19 protein-coding genes are annotated in these 17,736 nt (G+C 57.4%); 14 read left to right on the forward strand and 5 right to left on the reverse strand.

Annotated features, from left to right (window positions below; all coding sequences use genetic code 11):
* Complete coding sequence (locus J2X15_RS04545) at window positions 1-747, reverse strand: hypothetical protein (RefSeq protein WP_310339848.1); 747 nt, start codon at window positions 745-747, stop codon at window positions 1-3.
* Window positions 748-1,051: 304 nt separating this feature from the next.
* Between J2X15_RS04545 and J2X15_RS04550 the strand changes: the two genes are divergently transcribed.
* The 4 genes from J2X15_RS04550 (at window position 1,052) to J2X15_RS04565 (ending at window position 6,105) form a co-directional block, all read left to right on the forward strand.
* Complete coding sequence (locus J2X15_RS04550; RefSeq protein ID WP_310339850.1) at window positions 1,052-2,374, forward strand: UDP-glucose dehydrogenase family protein; 1,323 nt, start codon at window positions 1,052-1,054, stop codon at window positions 2,372-2,374.
* A 62-nt stretch (window positions 2,375-2,436) separates the two neighbouring features.
* Window positions 2,437-3,552 carry a GDP-mannose 4,6-dehydratase gene (gene gmd / locus J2X15_RS04555; RefSeq protein ID WP_310339852.1) on the forward strand — a complete coding sequence of 372 codons (1,116 nt, stop codon included), beginning with the start codon at window positions 2,437-2,439 and terminating at the stop codon, window positions 3,550-3,552.
* Window positions 3,553-3,560: 8 nt separating this feature from the next.
* Window positions 3,561-4,547, forward strand: coding sequence for a GDP-L-fucose synthase family protein (locus tag J2X15_RS04560; protein WP_310339853.1), 987 nt, complete (start codon window positions 3,561-3,563; stop codon window positions 4,545-4,547).
* 121 nt (window positions 4,548-4,668) lie between these two features.
* Window positions 4,669-6,105 carry a phosphomannomutase gene (locus tag J2X15_RS04565; RefSeq protein ID WP_310339854.1) on the forward strand — a complete coding sequence of 479 codons (1,437 nt, stop codon included), beginning with the start codon at window positions 4,669-4,671 and terminating at the stop codon, window positions 6,103-6,105.
* A gap of 4 nt (window positions 6,106-6,109) precedes the next feature.
* Here J2X15_RS04565 and J2X15_RS04570 read toward each other — a convergent pair whose 3' ends face one another.
* A complete protein-coding gene (locus J2X15_RS04570) occupies window positions 6,110-6,706 on the reverse strand; it encodes a PEP-CTERM sorting domain-containing protein (protein ID WP_310339856.1) in 597 nt (198 codons plus the stop codon).
* Window positions 6,707-6,727: 21 nt separating this feature from the next.
* A complete protein-coding gene (locus tag J2X15_RS04575) occupies window positions 6,728-7,168 on the reverse strand; it encodes a prepilin-type N-terminal cleavage/methylation domain-containing protein (RefSeq protein ID WP_310339857.1) in 441 nt (146 codons plus the stop codon).
* 184 nt (window positions 7,169-7,352) lie between these two features.
* Between J2X15_RS04575 and rfbB the strand changes: the two genes are divergently transcribed.
* The 10 genes from rfbB to J2X15_RS04625 all read left to right on the forward strand — a co-directional run bounded on the left by rfbB (window position 7,353) and on the right by J2X15_RS04625 (window position 16,332).
* Window positions 7,353-8,432: a dTDP-glucose 4,6-dehydratase gene (gene rfbB / locus J2X15_RS04580; RefSeq protein WP_310339858.1), complete on the forward strand. Its 1,080-nt coding sequence runs from the start codon at window positions 7,353-7,355 to the stop codon at window positions 8,430-8,432.
* Complete coding sequence (rfbD, locus tag J2X15_RS04585; protein WP_310339859.1) at window positions 8,429-9,334, forward strand: dTDP-4-dehydrorhamnose reductase; 906 nt, start codon at window positions 8,429-8,431, stop codon at window positions 9,332-9,334. The genes rfbB and rfbD overlap by 4 nt, the downstream gene beginning before the upstream one ends.
* A gap of 4 nt (window positions 9,335-9,338) precedes the next feature.
* Window positions 9,339-10,238 carry a glucose-1-phosphate thymidylyltransferase RfbA gene (rfbA, locus tag J2X15_RS04590; protein WP_310339860.1) on the forward strand — a complete coding sequence of 300 codons (900 nt, stop codon included), beginning with the start codon at window positions 9,339-9,341 and terminating at the stop codon, window positions 10,236-10,238.
* Window positions 10,238-10,789, forward strand: a complete 552-nt coding sequence (gene rfbC, locus J2X15_RS04595; RefSeq protein WP_310341203.1) for a dTDP-4-dehydrorhamnose 3,5-epimerase — start codon at window positions 10,238-10,240, stop codon at window positions 10,787-10,789. Before rfbA ends, rfbC begins: the two co-directional genes overlap by 1 nt.
* Window positions 10,790-10,907: 118 nt before the next feature.
* Window positions 10,908-12,638: a type IV-A pilus assembly ATPase PilB gene (pilB, locus tag J2X15_RS04600; RefSeq protein ID WP_310339862.1), complete on the forward strand. Its 1,731-nt coding sequence runs from the start codon at window positions 10,908-10,910 to the stop codon at window positions 12,636-12,638.
* Window positions 12,639-12,657: 19 nt separating this feature from the next.
* Window positions 12,658-13,875 carry a type II secretion system F family protein gene (locus J2X15_RS04605; RefSeq protein ID WP_310339864.1) on the forward strand — a complete coding sequence of 406 codons (1,218 nt, stop codon included), beginning with the start codon at window positions 12,658-12,660 and terminating at the stop codon, window positions 13,873-13,875.
* The gene (locus J2X15_RS04610; RefSeq protein WP_310339866.1) at window positions 13,875-14,720 is read left to right on the forward strand and encodes a prepilin peptidase; all 846 of its coding nucleotides are present in this window, start codon (window positions 13,875-13,877) and stop codon (window positions 14,718-14,720) included. Before J2X15_RS04605 ends, J2X15_RS04610 begins: the two co-directional genes overlap by 1 nt.
* A gap of 4 nt (window positions 14,721-14,724) precedes the next feature.
* On the forward strand, window positions 14,725-15,333 hold the full coding sequence (coaE, locus tag J2X15_RS04615; RefSeq protein ID WP_310339868.1) for a dephospho-CoA kinase: 609 nt from the start codon (window positions 14,725-14,727) through the stop codon (window positions 15,331-15,333).
* A gap of 22 nt (window positions 15,334-15,355) precedes the next feature.
* Window positions 15,356-16,111 carry a cell division protein ZapD gene (gene zapD / locus J2X15_RS04620; RefSeq protein WP_310339869.1) on the forward strand — a complete coding sequence of 252 codons (756 nt, stop codon included), beginning with the start codon at window positions 15,356-15,358 and terminating at the stop codon, window positions 16,109-16,111.
* A 17-nt stretch (window positions 16,112-16,128) separates the two neighbouring features.
* A complete protein-coding gene (locus J2X15_RS04625; protein WP_310339871.1) occupies window positions 16,129-16,332 on the forward strand; it encodes a DNA gyrase inhibitor YacG in 204 nt (67 codons plus the stop codon).
* Between the two features lie 28 nt (window positions 16,333-16,360).
* Here the strand turns inward: J2X15_RS04625 and J2X15_RS04630 are convergent, their stop codons facing one another.
* Window positions 16,361-16,849: an NUDIX domain-containing protein gene (locus tag J2X15_RS04630; RefSeq protein ID WP_310339873.1), complete on the reverse strand. Its 489-nt coding sequence runs from the start codon at window positions 16,847-16,849 to the stop codon at window positions 16,361-16,363.
* A complete protein-coding gene (locus J2X15_RS04635; protein WP_310339874.1) occupies window positions 16,846-17,730 on the reverse strand; it encodes an ATP-binding protein in 885 nt (294 codons plus the stop codon). Before J2X15_RS04635 ends, J2X15_RS04630 begins: the two co-directional genes overlap by 4 nt.
* Window positions 17,731-17,736 lie beyond the last annotated feature (6 nt).

Below are 17,736 nucleotides of genomic sequence, written 5' to 3' on the forward strand. Positions count from 1 at the left end.
CTACAGATGCACGCGCGCTAGTAAATGGCTACGAACCATTTCCGGCAGCAATCGTCGCGGTCCGATTGTGCCGCGTGCATCAAAACTTTCGTCTTTGACAACATCGCCGACACGCACGCGGCTGGCCCGGACATCAAGCTGACGCAACCCCACGTTCTTGAGTCGTAAGGTCTCTCTTAAAAGGCGCTCAGCATGCAACGGCCGATTGCCACGGCTGCAATAGTTCAATATGTTCTCTATACGTGTTCCGTAATGCAGATATGCATTGCGCCCGCATACGGAGAATCTATCGTTGTACCCTCCCCACCATTGCCAATGGGGTAAAAAGCATCGATCAGGGTGTGTGGCAGCATTCCGAATAATCCAGGATGGAATCTTGTCGTGATAAAGTAAATCTGGCCGCGCAAAAATTACCGCATCAGGTTGGTATAACTGAACATTTTTCGTGACGGTTTTCAACGAATGCAACTGATGAATGAGGTTTCTCACTGATTTGAAGTCATCTCCATAGTAATCACCGTAGCGCATGAATGCCTCCACGTTGTACTCGGACAAACATTGTTCGGGGGGCTCTGTGACCACGTTGAAATCCCGATAAATATTAAAATTCTCTTGATCTAGAGCACCACCCTCACCAGAACGTGCATTGGTAACTTGCTTTACGGTAAAGAAATGTCCAAAAAGCCTAACCTCTCCAACGGCTTTCGCCTGCTTCACAATATTTTCTATAAAGGGGGCAAAGGTCAACTTGGCTCCCCGAGGAATTCCAAATATGGCTACAGCTATTCTTAATTGAGTTGATTTCATTTAGATACGATTATTTGCAAATCCATAATCTTTACAAATATATCTTACAGAGCGGTCATAGCGATGCAATTAATTTTATCAAGAATACCCATCACCTATCAACTAGTCCGCAGTGGCTGGCATAACTCATGCTTATCCTACTGAGAAACACCATACATACTGTTACAAACACCAGTGCGTTAAACTTCTTGGGATTTTTCATCGAATTGATCCATTTAATTTGTTACTTGCAGGGAACTAAATAATGAAAATTACGGTAATTGGTACTGGCTATGTGGGGTTGGTGTCAGGCGCTTGCTTTGCCGATGTGGGCAACGACGTGTTGTGCCTAGATGTAGACCCGGCCAAGATCCAAATTTTGGAAGATGGGGGCATTCCCATCTATGAGCCCGGCCTGCAAGAGATGGTGAAGCGCAATGTGGCCGCGGGCCGCCTGCACTTCACCACCGATGTGGAGAAAGCCGCCCACTTTGGCACCGTGCAGTTCATCGCTGTGGGCACACCGCCGGATGAAGACGGCTCGGCCGACATGAAATATGTGATCGCAGCGGCGCGCAACATCGGCAAATACATGACCGACTACAAGGTGGTCGTGGACAAGAGTACGGTGCCTGTGGGCACGGCGGACCGGGTGAAGGCGGCCATTGCCGACGAGCTGGCCAAGCGCGGTGTGACCACACCATTTAGCGTGGTGAGCAACCCCGAATTCTTGAAAGAAGGCGCCGCCATTGACGACTTCATGCGGCCCGACCGCATTGTGGTGGGATGCGAGGACGAGCAGGCCGCACTGAACATGCGTGCGCTGTACGCCCCCATTCAGCGCAACCACGACCGCCTGATCGTGATGGACATCCGCAGCGCGGAGCTGACCAAGTACGCTGCCAACGCGATGCTGGCCACGCGCATCAGCTTCATGAACGAGCTGGCCAACTTGGCCGAAAAGCTGGGTGCGGACATTGAAAATGTGCGCAAGGGCATTGGGTCAGACCCACGCATTGGCTACGACTTTTTGTACGCTGGTGCGGGCTACGGTGGCTCCTGCTTCCCCAAAGACGTGCAGGCGCTGGTGAAGACCGCGCAGGACGATGCGGATATCCATTTGCAAGTTCTGACGGCAGTGGAAGCGGCCAACGATGCGCAGAAGCGCGTGTTGGGCCGGAAAGTAATCAAACGTTTTGGCCCGGACTTGAAAGGCAAACACTTTGCGCTTTGGGGCTTGGCCTTCAAGGCCAACACCGACGACATGCGTAAGGCCACCAGCCGTGATGTGATTCAGGACCTGCTGGACGCGGGCGCCACGGTGACTGCCTATGACCCGGTGGCGATGAAGGAATCGAAGCATTGCTTCCCTGATGAGCCCCGCCTGAGCTACGCCGAGAACCAGACCGCTGCGCTGGAAGGCGCAGATGCCCTGATCATCGTGACCGAGTGGCGCGAGTTCCGCAGTCCAGACTTTGACACCATCAAGACCAAGCTGAAACAGCCCGTGATCTTTGATGGCCGTAACCTGTACGACCCGAAGCTAGTGCGCAGCATGGGGATTGAATACCAGGCGATTGGGCGTTGAAGGAATCGGCGGCCCCGGGCCGCCGATAATGAGGAGTTGTTTTTCAGAATTTGAGGCTCCTCATGAAAAAAATTGCACTCATTACCGGCGTGACCGGCCAGGACGGCGCGTACTTGGCCGAATTCCTGTTGAAGAAGGGCTACGAGGTGCACGGCATCAAGCGCCGGGCCTCCAGCTTCAATACAGACCGCATTGACCACCTGTACCAAGACCCCCATGTGTCGGCCCGCAACTTCACGCTGCACTACGGTGACTTGACCGACAGCAGCAACCTGATTCGCATCATCCAGCAGGTGCAGCCGGACGAAATCTATAACCTGGGGGCAATGAGCCATGTGGCGGTGAGCTTCGAGAGCCCCGAGTACACGGCCGATGCAGATGGCATGGGCACGCTGCGCATTCTGGAAGCCATCCGCATTTTGGGGCTGGAGAAGAAAACGCGCTTCTACCAGGCGTCCACCTCCGAGTTGTATGGGCTGGTGCAGGAAATACCGCAGAAGGAAACCACACCCTTCTACCCCCGTAGCCCCTATGCGGTGGCCAAGATGTATGCCTACTGGATTACGGTGAACTACCGTGAGGCCTATGGCATTTACGCCTGCAACGGCATTTTGTTCAACCACGAGAGCCCGTTGCGCGGCGAGACGTTTGTTACCCGCAAAATCACACGCGCCATCAGTCGTATCGCGCTGGGCCTGCAAGACTGTCTGCACTTGGGCAATATAAGTGCGCTACGCGACTGGGGCCATGCCCGTGACTATGTGGAAATGCAGTGGCTGATGCTGCAACAAGATCATGCGGAAGACTTTGTGATTGCCACAGGTGTGCAATACAGCGTGCGCCAGTTTGTGGAGTTTGCCGCGGAAGAACTGGGCATCCAGTTGGCTTGGACGGGCGAGGGCGAAAACGAGACAGGTACCGTGGTGGCCGTGAGCGGCAAGGATGCCAAGTGCAAGGTGGGTGATGTGATTGTGCGGGTAGACCCCCGCTACTACCGCCCGACCGAAGTGGAAACCTTGCTGGGAGACCCTACCAAAGCCAAGGAAAAGCTGGGTTGGGTGCCCAAAACGACCCTGAAAGAGCTTGTGGTGGAAATGGTGCAAGCCGACTTCACCAGTGCCAAACGTGACGCTTTGGTCAAATCGGCCGGCTTTCAGACCTACGACCACCACGAATGACCCTGCACATGGAAAAGACAGCAAAGATTTACGTGGCGGGCCACCGGGGCTTGGTGGGGTCTGCCATTGTGCGCAACTTGCAGGCGGCAGGGTATACCAACCTGCTGCTGCGCACGCACGCCGAACTGGAGCTGACCAATCAAGCGGCGACATCCGCCTTCTTTGAAGCAGAGCGTCCGCAATATGTGTTTTTGGCCGCAGCCAAAGTGGGCGGCATTCTGGCCAACAACATTTATTCTGCAGACTTTATCCGCGACAACCTGGCGATTCAGTGCAACATCATTCACTCCGCCTATGAAACCGGCGTGCAGCGGCTGATGTTTTTAGGGTCCAGCTGCATTTATCCTAAATTGGCTCCCCAGCCCATGAAAGAAGAGTCGTTGTTAACGGGCCCGCTGGAGCCGACCAACCGGTCGTATGCATTGGCCAAAATTGCGGGGATTGAAATGTGCTGGAGCTACAACCGCCAGTACGGCACCAAGTACCTGGCAGCGATGCCCACCAACCTGTACGGCCCGGGGGACAACTACCACCCCGACAACAGCCACGTGATTCCCGCATTGCTGCGCAAATTCAATGAGGCCAAGGTGGCGCAGGCCAAAGAGGTGGTGGTGTGGGGCACGGGCACGCCACATCGCGAGTTCATGTACAGCGAGGACATGGCTGCGGCGTGCGTCCACATCATGAACCTGCCGGACGATCAGTACGAACCGCTGTTGGGCAGCGACGAAAACAAGACGGGGCGGTTTGAACCTCCCCTGATCAACATTGGGGTGGGTGAGGACCTATCTATTAAGGCACTGGCGCAGGCGATACAAACCGTGGTCGGCTATACGGGCGACGTGGTGTTTGACACCGGCAAGCCTGATGGCACGCCCAGAAAGCTGATGGATGTCTCTAAGCTGCGCAGCACCGGCTTTTACGCATCGACCCCCTTGCTTATCGGTCTGAAAAAGGCGAACGCGGATTTTGTGCGATCACAAGGTTTGCGCTGAATAGCTTGCTATCAAAAGAGAAGCTCTCTACGCATATTTCATGCGGGCTGCAGGCCTATCCATTACATAAACCCGAAGGAACTATAGACGCAGCCCCGCAGCCCTTTTAGGATGCCGCCCCATGAACGTTTCTACCCTGCAAGACATTGCTGCCCAATCGGGCGTGGCCTTTGGCACCAGCGGCGCGCGCGGCCTGGTGGCCGACATGACGCCTGCGCTGTGCCATGCATACACCACCGCTTTCATTAACGCGGTGGCCCCCAAGGCGACCACCGTGGTGCTGGGGCATGACCTGCGCCCCAGCAGCCCAGCCATTGCCGCGGCCTGCGCTGCGGCCCTAACAGACTTGGGCCTGACGGTGGTGTATGGCGGCGCCCTGCCCACACCGGCCCTGGCCTTGTATGGCGCACAAACTGGCGCCCCCACGGTGGTGGTGACGGGCAGCCACATTCCGTTTGACCGCAATGGCATCAAGTTCTACCGGGAAGACGGCGAGATTTCCAAACCCGACGAACAGGCCATGCTGGGCTATCTGGTGGGGTTGCCCAAGAATCTGACAGTGTCCGCCCTGCCCTCACCTGCGCCGCAGGTAGAGCAGGCCTATGTGCGCCGCTACGTGGATTTCTTTGGTGCTGGCACGCTGAAAGGCGTGACGGTGGCGGTATATGAGCATTCCAGTGTGGGGCGCGACGTGCTGCGCCATATTCTGGAGGCGCTGGGCGCCGAAGTGATCTCGCTGGGTCGCACCGATACCTTTGTGCCCATTGACACCGAAGCTGTGCGCCATGAGGACGTGGAACAGGCGAAGGAATGGGCAGAGCTGTACGACTTTGACGCCATCGTCTCGACCGACGGCGATGCAGATCGCCCGCTGATTGGTGACGAGCTGGGCCAGTGGCTGCGTGGCGATGTGGTGGGCATTTTGTGCGCCCAGTACCTGCAGGCGCATGCCGTGGTGACCCCGGTGAGCAGCAATACGGCGCTGGAGCAAAGCAAGGCCTTTCCTCAGGTGGTGCGCACGCGCATTGGCTCGCCCTATGTGATTGCTGGCATGGAAGACGCGCTAGCCAGCGGATCGGAGCTGGTGGTGGGCTATGAGGCCAACGGCGGTTTTTTGCTGGGCAGCCAGGTGCTGCGCGACGGCCAGCGCCTGGGCCCCCTGCCCACGCGCGACGCGGTGTTGCCCATCGTGGCGCTGCTGTGTGCGGCCAAGGAGCGGGGACTGAAAATGTCGGAGTTGGCCCACGACCTGCCCAAGCGCTTTACGGCCAGCGATCGGTTGCAAAACTTTGCCACACTGAAAAGTATTGGCCTGATTGCCCGCCTGAAGGCGGATGCCCGCTTGTTGAGTGACCTGCTGGCGCCAGGTGCGGGTCCGGTGGAATCGCTGGATGAGACCGATGGCCTGCGCGCCACATTCACCTCAGGCGACATCGTGCACCTGCGTCCTTCGGGCAACGCACCAGAACTGCGCTGCTATGCCGAATCTAACTCCGCCAAACAGGCCCGCGCTTTGTGCGATGCCTGCCTATTGCAGGTGTTGAAGGTGGCGGGCTGAATTTTTAAGACTGGGGAATGCGACGGCGTACCGTCCACCCCACCAAACCCAAACCAGCCAACAACATGGCAAGCGTTTCTGGCTCCGGTACCGGGGAAACATTAATGTTGTCGACGGCCACATAGGCGCCGGCAAAACTGCCGAGGCGTACCGAGGCCAAATTGGTGAAGCCCGTCAATGCGAACGAAGTAAATACGCCGGGAGCCACTGAGATGGTGTTGGTGACGTTGAGGCCACTTGTCCGGTAGCCGGTAATTTCTATAGAAAGCGGATTGGGCCCAAAGTTGTGCCAGCCACCTAAATCAATGCTGTTGACATTGAACGCCGTGCCTGACACAGCCGCAAAGGACTCAGTGCCCGCGCCACTGGACCGGTACACCAGGAAATGTGTGCCATTGCTGGCACCAAAGCCACTGGCATCAAAAATACCGTGCAAATCGGTCGTGCTGAACTGGTAGCCGGTGCTAACCAAGGTAGTACTGGTTGCGGCCAAAGGACTGGAAAGGTCTTCGAAGCTGACGGTGCTGGCAACCGCTTGGCCGCCTGCCAGCAAGGTGGCAAGACCGATGCACGCCTCAAGGGCTTTGATTGCAGTTTTCATTGTGTTTTCTCCCATCAAATCTCAAGGAATGCCCGTGATGTAGGCCGTTGCAGACGTGTTTTTGGGTCCACTTACTGTGCAACCCGTTGTCACATTGGCGCCAATGGCCGTAGGAAAACCTGGTGGCCCCATGCTGTAGTTTCCAGGCAAACCTCCTTGCAGCAAGCTCCCTGCATCCTCGCACTGGGTAATGGCCACTCCCTTGCCGGAATTTGCTGCGCGCGCAGCGTAATTGATAGCCGATGCCGAAGAAATACCTCCTGCAACACCTTGCGTCGTAGCTACTTGGGCATCCAAACTCAAATCCACAAACTTGGGAATAGTCACTGCCGCCAACACGCCCAATATGACGATGATCATGACAAGCTCAATGAGCGTGAACCCTCGCTGGTTTCGAGAAATACCGATTAATTGCGAATCGTGACTCAAAATCTGCATAAGTAACAATTTGTTACTTGCCATGATAAGCAGAAAGAGCTGCTTTGCAAATAGGCCATCGGGACTAGATAAATCCGCCCTTTCGGCACCAAATTTGCTGTGGGTTCACGATAGTCTGATCGGACTAGCCGGAGTACGTAGGACCTAAACCACGGTTGTCGACAGCGATAATCGAACTCGCTCTTAGCGCTTCAGGGATTTATTCACAATGACTATTTTGGTTACCGGCGGCGCCGGCTTTATCGGCAGCAACTTTGTTCTGGACTGGCCGGCTGGCTCCACCGAGACGGTGGTCAACCTGGACAAGCTGACCTACGCGGGCAATCTGGAGAATCTGGCCAGTTTGGCCAGCAACCCGAGCCATATTTTCGTCAAAGGCGACTTTGGCGACACTGCGTTGGTGAAACAGTTGTTGGCCACCCACCAGCCGCGCGCAGTGGTCAACTTCGCGGCAGAGAGCCACGTGGACCGCTCCATCCATGGCCCCGAAGACTTTATCCAGACCAATATCGTGGGCACTTTCCATTTGCTGGAAAACGTGCGCGGGTACTGGGGGGGGCTGGAAGGAGACGCCAAAGCTGCGTTTCGCTTTTTGCATGTCTCCACCGACGAGGTCTATGGCTCGTTGGCCAAAACCGATCCTGCCTTTACTGAAACCAACAGGTACGAGCCCAACAGCCCTTACAGTGCCAGCAAGGCGGCCAGCGACCACTTGGTGCGTGCCTACCACCATACCTACGGCCTGCCGGTGTTGACGACCAATTGCAGCAACAACTACGGGCCTTTCCATTTTCCAGAGAAGCTGATTCCGCTGATGATCGTCAACGCCCAGGCCGGCAAGCCGCTACCGGTGTATGGCGACGGCCAGCAGGTGCGCGACTGGCTGTATGTCAAAGACCATTGCAGCGCCATCCGCCGGGTACTGGAGGCGGGAGCGGTTGGCGAGGTTTACAACGTGGGCGGATGGAACGAAAAGCCCAATTTGGACATCGTGCACACGGTGTGTGCATTGTTAGACGAACTGAAGCCCCGCACAGACGGCAAACCTTACAAAGAACAGATCACGTACGTCACTGACCGCCCTGGACACGACCGCCGCTACGCGATTGACGCCCGCAAGATCGAGCAGCAACTGGGCTGGAAACCCGCAGAGACGTTCGAGTCCGGCATCCGCAAGACGGTGCAGTGGTACCTAGATAACCCCGCGTGGGTCAGCAATGTACTGAGCGGCGGCTACCGCGACTGGGTGAGCAAACAGTACGGCAACACAGCCAAGGCTGCGGCATGAAGATTTTGCTGCTGGGCTGCAACGGCCAGGTGGGCTGGGAGCTGCAACGAGCCCTCGGTGTGCTGGGGGAAGTGATCGCCCTGGGTTCGGATACCGCACGCAATCCAGGCGGACTGTGCGGCAACCTGACAGACCTGCGAGGCCTGACGGAAACCGTGGAGCGTGTGGCACCGGACGTGATCGTGAATGCCGCGGCCCATACCGCGGTGGACAAAGCGGAAAGCGAACCCGAGCTTGCACACACTATCAATGCGCTAGCCCCCGCCGTGCTTGCGCAAGCAGCTACAAAAATAGGAGCATGGCTGGTACATTACAGCACCGACTATGTGTTTGACGGCAGCGGCTCCACGCCGTGGAAAGAAACAGATGCCACAGGCCCTTTGAGCGTATATGGCCAAACCAAGCTGGCAGGCGAGCAGGCTGTAGCCACCACGCCCAAGCACCTGATCCTGCGCACCAGTTGGGTCTACGCCGCACGTGGCGGCAACTTTGCAAAAACCATGCTGCGGCTGGCCGCCGAGCGCGATGCTTTGACCGTCATCAATGACCAGTATGGCGCGCCTACTTCGGCAGAGTTGCTCGCAGATGTGACTGCCCATGCCGTGCGCACATTGCGCCAGCGGCCAGAGTTGGCCGGCTTGTACCACTGCATCGCCAGTGGCGAGACCACGTGGCACGGGTATGCCCAATTTGTGCTAACCCAGGCGCAAGTGCTGGGACTTCCGCTGAAGGCTGGGCCCGCCCAAGTCACTCCAACCTCTACCAGCAGCTACCCTACACCCGCCAAACGCCCATTGAACTCACGCCTGGACACCCATAAGCTGCAAGCGGCTTTTGGTCTCTCCCTGCCACACTGGCAGCCGGGTGTGGCGCGTATGTTGACCGAAATTTCAGGGAAATAAGCACATGACAAGCACTCACACCAAACAGCGCAAAGGCATCATTCTGGCGGGCGGCTCAGGCACCCGCCTGTACCCTGCCACGCAGGCTGTCAGCAAGCAACTGCTGCCCATTTACGACAAGCCCATGATCTACTACCCGCTCAGCGTTCTGCTGCTGGCGGGCATACGGGAGGTGCTGGTCATCAGCACGCCACAAGACACCCCGCGCTTTGAACAGCTGCTGGGCAACGGTGGCCAATGGGGCATTCAAATTACCTATGCTGTACAGCCCTCACCCGATGGTTTGGCCCAGGCATTTTTGATTGGCGAGAAGTTTCTGGACGGCGCCCCCAGTGCCTTGGTGCTGGGCGACAACATTTTTTACGGCCATGACTTCGCGGGCTTGCTGGAAAGCGCTACACAGCAGACCACCGGTGCCACCGTGTTTGCCTATGCCGTGCAAGACCCGGAGCGTTATGGCGTGGTGGAGTTCAATGCAGAAGGCCGTGCCATCAGTCTCGAAGAGAAGCCCAAGGCACCGAAGTCTCGCTACGCGGTGACGGGCTTGTACTTTTACGACGATCAGGTAGTAGAGCTTGCCAAGCAGGTCAAGCCCTCAGACCGCGGTGAACTGGAAATCACCGACCTGAACCGCCTGTACCTGGAGCGCGGCCAGCTGGATGTGCAAACCATGGGGCGCGGCTATGCCTGGCTGGACACGGGCACGCATGAGTCCATGCTAGAAGCCAGCCAGTTCATCTACACCATTGAAAACCGGCAAGGGCTGAAGGTGGCTGCGCCGGAAGAAATAGCCTGGCGCAGCGGATGGATTGATGATGCGCAACTGCAAAAACTGGCACAGCCGCTCGCAAAATCGGGCTACGGCCAGTATCTGCTCCGCTTGCTCAAAGACAAGGTGTATTGATGAAAGTAACCCCTACGGCGATTGCCGATGTGCTGCTGCTGGAACCCAAGGTGTTTGGAGACGAGCGCGGTTTCTTCTTCGAAAGCTTTAACGAGCGGGTGTTTCGTGAAGCCACGGGGGTAACGCTTCCGTTTGTGCAGGACAACCACTCGAAGTCTGACCAAGGCGTATTACGCGGGTTGCATTACCAACTCAAGCAAGCGCAGGGCAAATTGGTACGGGTGGTCGCGGGAGAGGTATTTGATGTCGCAGTCGATATCCGGTCGCAGTCACCGACTTACGGAAAATGGGTAGGTGAGATTTTGTCGGGAACCAACAAGCGCCAGCTGTGGGTGCCACCAGGGCTGGCACATGGTTTTCTCGTGCTATCCGATACCGCGGAGTTCTTGTACAAAACCACGGACTATTACGCCCCGGAATTTGAACGCTGCATCGCCTGGAATGACCCTACATTGGCGATTGCTTGGCCCGCCATGGCCCAACCGCCCAAACTATCGGCCAAGGATGCGTCAGGCGTACCTTTTGCACAGGCCCCATTGCATTTGGACTGAGTGCCTTCGCAAGGGAGAGGAAAAGGTGGGGAATTTGCCACGCACCAATTGGTAAATTTGTTACTTGGCACCAGCTTTGGCGCGCTATTGCGCCTGTCATCGTATATCCTAGTTGGCTATGGCGTCTGCTGATACCCTGAACCGCGAAACTGCCACCGTAGCCCTGCCTGGCATCGGCCGCGCCTTGGTTGCCGCCGGCAAGCTGGGGCAGAAAGCCGCCGAAGAGATTTACCGCAAAGCTGTGGGCGGCAAAAACAGCTTCATGGCCGAACTGGTGGGCTCGGGATCTGTGTCCCCAGCAGACCTGGCACACACCCTGTCTCAGGCCTTTGCTGCGCCCTTGGTAGACCTGGATGCCGTGGACGTGCAGCGCCTCCCCAAGGGGCTGCTGGACCCCAAAATTTGTGCCGACTTCCGTGTATTGGTTCTGAGCAAACGGGGCAACCGCCTGATCATTGCCACCGCCGACCCTTCAGATCAGGCGGCGGCTGAACGCATCAAGTTCTCGACCCAGATGGGCTTTGACTGGGTCATCGCCGAATACGACAAACTGTCCAAACTGGTCGATGCAAACGCCACCACCGCCACCGAGGCGATGGAGGACATCATCGGCGGCGATTTTGAATTCGATGAAACTGCGACAGAAGTCACAACTGAGACCAACAACAACGCTGCGGAGGTAGAAGACGCCCCCGTCGTTCGCTTTCTGCACAAGATGTTGATGGACGCATTCAGCATGCGCGCATCAGACTTGCACTTTGAGCCGTACGAACACACGTACCGGGTGCGCTTCCGCATCGACGGAGAGTTACGCGAAATCGCCAGCCCCCCGATTGCCATCAAAGACAAGTTGGCGTCGCGGATCAAAGTGATCTCGCGCATGGATATCTCCGAGAAGCGCGTGCCCCAAGACGGACGCATGAAACTCAAAGTGGGTGCAGACCGGGTCATCGACTTCCGCGTCAGCACGCTGCCCACACTGTTTGGTGAAAAGATTGTGATCCGGATTTTGGATCCGAGCAGCGCCAAGCTGGGTATTGACGCGCTGGGCTACGAGGCTGAAGAGAAAGAGCGCCTCATCAAGGCCATTGGTCGGCCGTACGGCATGATTTTGGTGACGGGCCCTACCGGCTCGGGAAAAACGGTGTCGTTGTACACCTGCCTGAACATGCTGAACCAGCCAGGCGTGAACATTGCAACCGCTGAAGACCCGTCTGAAATCAACTTACCTGGCGTGAACCAGGTAAACGTGAATGAGAAGGCGGGGCTGACCTTTGCAGCGGCGCTGAAATCTTTTCTGCGCCAGGATCCCGACATCATCATGGTGGGGGAAATTCGCGACCTGGAAACGGCCGATATCTCCATCAAGGCTGCGCAAACGGGGCACTTGGTGCTGTCGACCCTGCACACCAATGATGCGCCCACCACGCTCACGCGCATGCGCAACATGGGCATACAGCCTTTCAACATTGCATCCAGCGTGATCCTCATCACGGCGCAGCGCTTGGCGCGTCGCCTGTGCCTGAACTGCAAACAACTGGCTGACGTACCAAAACAAGCTTTGCTGGACGCAGGCTTCAAGGACGGGGAGTTGGATGGCAGCTGGAAGCCCTACCGCGCAGTCGGTTGCTCGATGTGTAACAACGGTTACAAAGGTCGCCTTGGTATCTACCAAGTGATGCCCATCAGCGATGAGATTCAGCGCATCATCCTGCGTGACGGAAGTGCGATGGACATTGCCGCGCAGTCGGAGCTAGAAGGCGTGCGGTCACTGCGCCAGTCAGGCCTACACAAAGTCAAATTGGGGCTAACTTCGTTGGAAGAAGTGCTGGCCGTCACCAACGAATAAAAACCACCCAGGGGATCCTATGGCTACAGCAAAACCTGCTGCGAATAAAGACGCAGTTTTCGAGTGGGAAGGCAAGGACCGTAACGGCAAGCAGGTGCGCGGTGAAACACGTGCGGCCGGAGAAAACCAGGTCAAGTCTTCGCTGCGTCGCCAAGGTGTTACTCCCACCAAGATCAAGAAGCGCCGCATGCGCTCTGGCAAGAGCATCAAGCCAAAAGATCTGGCGATTTTTACGCGCCAACTGGCCACCATGATGAAGGCCGGTGTGCCGCTGTTGCAGGCGTTTGACATTGTGGGCCGAGGCAACCCCAACCCCAGCGTCACCAAACTGCTCAATGACATTCGCCAGGACGTAGAAACCGGCACCTCCCTGAACGCGGCATTCCGCAAGTTCCCCCTGTACTTTGACAATCTGTATTGCAATCTGGTTGAGGCTGGCGAGTCGGCCGGTATTTTGGACCAGCTGCTAGACCGGCTCGCGGTCTACATGGAAAAGACCGAGGCCATCAAGTCCAAGATCAAGTCAGCGCTGATGTACCCCATCGCGGTGCTGGTCGTAGCTTTTGTGGTGGTGTCGGTCATCATGATTTTTGTGATTCCGTCGTTCAAGCAAGTCTTCACCTCGTTTGGTGGAGAGTTGCCAGCACCCACATTAATCGTAATTGCGATGAGTGAGTTTTTTATCAGCTATTGGTACCTGATTTTTGGCGGCATCGGTGGCGGACTCTACTTCTTTCTGCAGGCCTGGAAACGCAACGAAAAAGTGCAAGCCTTTATGGACCGCGTAATGCTCAAACTGCCCATCTTTGGCGTCATGGTCGACAAAAGCTGCGTCGCGCGCTGGACTCGCACACTGTCCACCATGTTTGCAGCCGGCGTGCCTTTGGTAGAAGCATTGGACTCGGTCGGCGGCGCTTCGGGCAACATCGTGTATCAATTGGCGACGCAGAAGATCCAGCAGGAGGTTTCAACCGGCACTGCGTTGACCGCGGCCATGACCAACGCCAACCTGTTTCCCAGCATGGTGCTGCAGATGTGTGCGATCGGCGAAGAATCTGGCTCCATTGACCACATGTTGGGCAAAGCGGCCGACTTCTTTGAAGCCGAAGTGGACGACATGGTTGCCGGTATTTCCAGCCTGATGGAGCCCATCATCATCGTGGTGCTAGGCACGATCATCGGCGGTATTGTGGTGTCCATGTATCTGCCCATCTTCAAGTTGGGACAAGTGGTTTGATGCTAAGCGGCGTGCAATGGCTGGATGCCAGCTTGGTCGGTTTGCTGGGACTCTTATTTGGCAGTTTCCTCAATGTGGTGGTGTACCGATTGCCTAAAATGATGGAACGGCAATGGGCGGCGGAATGCGCGGAACTCTCCGGCAAAGAATCTCCTGAATCGCCCCCGTTCAACCTGATGGTGCCTCGCTCGCGCTGCCCGCACTGCGGGCACGCGATCCGTTGGTTTGAAAACATTCCGATCGCCAGCTATCTGGTACTGGGTGGAAAATGCTCCGCTTGCAAAGCGGGAATCAGCCCGCGCTATCCGGTAGTGGAGCTGGCTACCGGCGCCCTGTTTTTCTGGTGTGCCTGGCAATGGGGCGTGGGCGCCACTGGCCTCGCATGGTGCGCATTCAGCGCCATGCTGCTGGCCTTGGCACTGATCGACTGGGATACCACGCTTCTGCCGGATGACATCACCCTGCCCTTGCTGTGGCTAGGCCTGATCGCTGCCGCCTTGCAATGGACTACTGTGCCGCTCAGCACTTCGCTGTGGGGCGCCGTGGCCGGTTATCTGTCGCTATGGACCATCTACTGGGCCTTCAAACTGGTGACAGGTAAAGAAGGCATGGGCTACGGTGATTTCAAGCTGTTTGCAGCCTTGGGCGCTTGGTTTGGTTGGCCACTGTTGATTCCCATGATTTTGCTGGCGTCTGTCATTGGTGCCATCGTTGGCATTGGCATGAAATTCACCAGTGGCCTGCGAGAAGGTGGTTATGTGCCCTTCGGTCCCTTCCTCGCTGGCGCAGGCCTAACGGCGTTGCTGCTTGGCCCGCAAGTGATGCGTCAGGCCGTAGGTCTCTAAAAGCATGCCGGGTGCCCTGCGTTTGGGCCTCACAGGAGGCATAGGCAGTGGCAAAAGCACCGTGGCGGCCTTGCTGGCTAGCCTTGGGGCTACCGTGATTGACGCCGATGCCTTGGCGCGTGCCACCACCGCACCTGATGGGGCCGCAATCGCGCAGATTAGAACCACCTTTGGCCCATCAATGCTCACACCCGAGGGCGCCTTGGACCGAGAAAGAATGCGTCAACTAGTTTTTGCAGATTCTTCCGCCAGAGCCCGACTCGAAGCCATTGTTCACCCCCTTGTCGGCCAAGCCATAGGACAGGCTACGCAGACAGCAAACACGGCGGGCGCCACACTTATCGTCTACGACATTCCTTTACTCGTAGAGTCAGCGCACTGGCGGCATGACCTACCACGGGTGCTCGTGGTTGATTGCAGCCCGCAGACCCAAATCCAGCGGGTTATGACCCGCAGCGGCCTTTCTGAGGTCGAAGTGACCCGCATCATGGCAGCTCAAGCCCCACGCGCGCCGCGCTTACGAGCCGCCGACATTGTGGTGTTCAACGACGGAATCTCTCTGGCAGAACTTGCGCAGCAAGTGCAGCAAATTGGCCAACAGTTCGGGCTATGATTCGCCGACCGGAAAATACAGCGTGATCCTCTACGAATACCCCTTCAACGAACGCATTCGCACCTATTTGCGACTCGAGCACCTGTTTTTGCGCTTGGCAGAACTAATGTCACGCTCCGAGCCGCTGGACCACCATTTCGCGCTGACCACCATCTTTGAAGTGATGGATGTCGGGGCCCGGGCAGACTTGAAATCGGATGTTCTCAAAGACCTTGACAAACAAAAACAGGTGTTGAACGGCTACCGAGGCAATCCTGCGATTGCGGAAGGTGTGCTGGACAAAGTGATTGCCCAGTTGGACCACTGCTTTACCTCCCTGAACGGACTTACCGGCAAGGCAGGTCAGTCGCTCACCGAGAATGACTGGCTCATGAGCATACGCAGCCGCGTCGGCATTCCGGGCGGAACCTGTGAATTCGATTTGCCCGCCTACTACGCGTGGCAGCACCGCGACGTATCGATCCGCCAGGCAGACCTGCAACGCTGGGCCTCCACCCTGGCCCCGCTGGCCGAATCCATACATTTGTTGCTGAAAATGCTGCGCGACTCCGGTGCCCCGCAAAAAGTGGTGGCGGTAGCTGGCCAGTTCCAGCAGAACCTCCCCCAGGGGCGCACGTTCCAATTGCTGCGCTTGGCGCTGGACCCTGCGCTGCAGATGATTCCCGAAATCAGTGGGAACCGGCTGATGGTGTCGATCCGCCTGATGCGCCACGACGCGGACGACCGTCTGCACTCCAGCGGAGAAGATGGCGCGTTCGAACTGACCTTGTGTTCTTGAACTGAGATTGGCAGGCCATGGCCCAGATGGAGACACCCAAGATCGTGCGCTGCCCCCAATGTGGCGGTGACAGCGTGTATGGCCCCAGCAATGTTTATCGCCCGTTTTGCAGTGAGCGTTGCAAGAACCTGGATTTGGGCGCCTGGGCCAGTGAATCGTTTCGCGTGCCCACAGAAGCGCCACCCGACGATCAGGTATTTGGCGACGCCAAACTGCAGTGAGACAGAGGCCATATAGGCCTCTAGCCCCCTAGGAATCTGCGCTAGCAGCTATGAAATGTGTAGCGCCCTGGTGCCCGCGTTCTGCGGCGAACCAGTCCAACACCGGCACTGTGCCGGGTAAAACCGGTTGCACCTGCACCGGCAACTGCTCCCAAGAACAGCTTTGTGCCTCACGCATTTGCAGTTCACCTGACCAATCAAACACTTTGCAGAAATGCAGGCGCACCAACGCATGGGGATAGTCAACCAGCTCCACCTTCCAGGGTGTGGCCGCGGCAATGGTGATGCCAATCTCTTCCTGCAACTCGCGGCGCAAGGCCTGCTCCACGGTCTCACCCGCTTCCAGCTTGCCACCCGGGAACTCCCAGTAGCCCGCATACGCTTTACCTTCAGGCCGCGACGTCAGTAGAAAGGCGCCATCGTCGCGCACCAATACGCCCACGGCGACCTCGACAGCCTTGCGGTCGGGGCCACCGTCACGCGCTGAGCCAGGATCAGCCACCAAAGGTCCGCTCATACGGGGTCGCGCCCCGCAAAATCCTTGGCGAACTGATAGGCAACCCGGCCACTGCGCGATCCACGCTCCAGCGCCCATAGCAGGGCCTCGGCACGGGCCGCGGCAATGCGCTCCTGGGCAATCCCTAACGCGCTGAGCCACTGGGCCACGATGGCCAGGTATTCGTCCTGGTTGAATGGGTAGAAGCTCACCCATAGGCCAAAGCGCTCGGACAGCGAAATTTTTTCTTCCACGCCCTCGCCTGGGTGCACTTCACCGTCTTCAGTGTGCTTGTAGGTCAGGTTCTCGGACATGTACTCTGGCAACAGATGCCGGCGGTTGCTGGTCGCGTAGATCAGCACATTGGGCGTGGCCGCGGCCACGGAGCCATCGAGTACCGACTTAAGCGCCTTGTAACCCGCTTCGCCTTCGTCAAAGCTCAGGTCGTCACAAAACACGATGAACTTCTCGGGTCGCTGCGCCACTAGATCTACGATGTCGGTCAGGTCGATGAGGTCGGCCTTATCGACCTCGATGAGTCGCAATCCCTGGGTCGCATAGGTATGCAGGCATGCGCGAATCAAGGACGACTTGCCCGTACCACGCGCACCAGTCAGCAGCACGTTGTTGGCCGTGGCACCGCGCACAAATTGGGCGGTGTTGCGTTGGATTTTTTCCTTCTGGTCGTCGATTTTTTTCAGATCGTCCAGACGCATCGCGCCCACATGCTGCACGGGCGTGATCGCGCCCTGGCCGGAGCGGCGGCGGCGGTAGCGAAACGCAATGGATGCGTCCCAGTCCGGCTGCTCCACGCTGTGTGGCAAGGAGGCTTCCACCCTAGCCATGAACAGTTCAGCACGTGCCAGAAAACTGGCCAACTCTTTGGTCAGGGTGTCGGTCATGGGGCG

The organism is Rhodoferax saidenbachensis (genome assembly GCF_031457975.1).
In the GTDB taxonomy this organism is placed as follows: Bacteria; Pseudomonadota; Gammaproteobacteria; order Burkholderiales; family Burkholderiaceae_C; genus Allorhodoferax; species Allorhodoferax saidenbachensis_A.

Bases quoted from the DNA above. Each gene is read 5' to 3' on its own strand.
- J2X15_RS04550 (WP_310339850.1), top strand. From the start codon at position 1,052: ATGAAAATTACGGTAATTGGTACTGGCTATGTGGGGTTGGTGTCAGGC.
- gmd (WP_310339852.1), top strand. From the start codon at position 2,437: ATGAAAAAAATTGCACTCATTACCGGCGTGACCGGCCAGGACGGCGCG.
- J2X15_RS04560 (WP_310339853.1), top strand. From the start codon at position 3,561: ATGGAAAAGACAGCAAAGATTTACGTGGCGGGCCACCGGGGCTTGGTG.
- J2X15_RS04565 (WP_310339854.1), top strand. From the start codon at position 4,669: ATGAACGTTTCTACCCTGCAAGACATTGCTGCCCAATCGGGCGTGGCC.
- J2X15_RS04570 (WP_310339856.1), bottom strand. From the start codon at position 6,706: ATGAAAACTGCAATCAAAGCCCTTGAGGCGTGCATCGGTCTTGCCACC.
- J2X15_RS04575 (WP_310339857.1), bottom strand. From the start codon at position 7,168: ATGGCAAGTAACAAATTGTTACTTATGCAGATTTTGAGTCACGATTCG.
- rfbB (WP_310339858.1), top strand. From the start codon at position 7,353: ATGACTATTTTGGTTACCGGCGGCGCCGGCTTTATCGGCAGCAACTTT.
- rfbD (WP_310339859.1), top strand. From the start codon at position 8,429: ATGAAGATTTTGCTGCTGGGCTGCAACGGCCAGGTGGGCTGGGAGCTG.
- rfbA (WP_310339860.1), top strand. From the start codon at position 9,339: ATGACAAGCACTCACACCAAACAGCGCAAAGGCATCATTCTGGCGGGC.
- rfbC (WP_310341203.1), top strand. From the start codon at position 10,238: ATGAAAGTAACCCCTACGGCGATTGCCGATGTGCTGCTGCTGGAACCC.
- pilB (WP_310339862.1), top strand. From the start codon at position 10,908: ATGGCGTCTGCTGATACCCTGAACCGCGAAACTGCCACCGTAGCCCTG.
- J2X15_RS04605 (WP_310339864.1), top strand. From the start codon at position 12,658: ATGGCTACAGCAAAACCTGCTGCGAATAAAGACGCAGTTTTCGAGTGG.
- J2X15_RS04610 (WP_310339866.1), top strand. From the start codon at position 13,875: ATGCTAAGCGGCGTGCAATGGCTGGATGCCAGCTTGGTCGGTTTGCTG.
- coaE (WP_310339868.1), top strand. From the start codon at position 14,725: ATGCCGGGTGCCCTGCGTTTGGGCCTCACAGGAGGCATAGGCAGTGGC.
- J2X15_RS04625 (WP_310339871.1), top strand. From the start codon at position 16,129: ATGGCCCAGATGGAGACACCCAAGATCGTGCGCTGCCCCCAATGTGGC.
- J2X15_RS04630 (WP_310339873.1), bottom strand. From the start codon at position 16,849: ATGAGCGGACCTTTGGTGGCTGATCCTGGCTCAGCGCGTGACGGTGGC.
- J2X15_RS04635 (WP_310339874.1), bottom strand. From the start codon at position 17,730: ATGACCGACACCCTGACCAAAGAGTTGGCCAGTTTTCTGGCACGTGCT.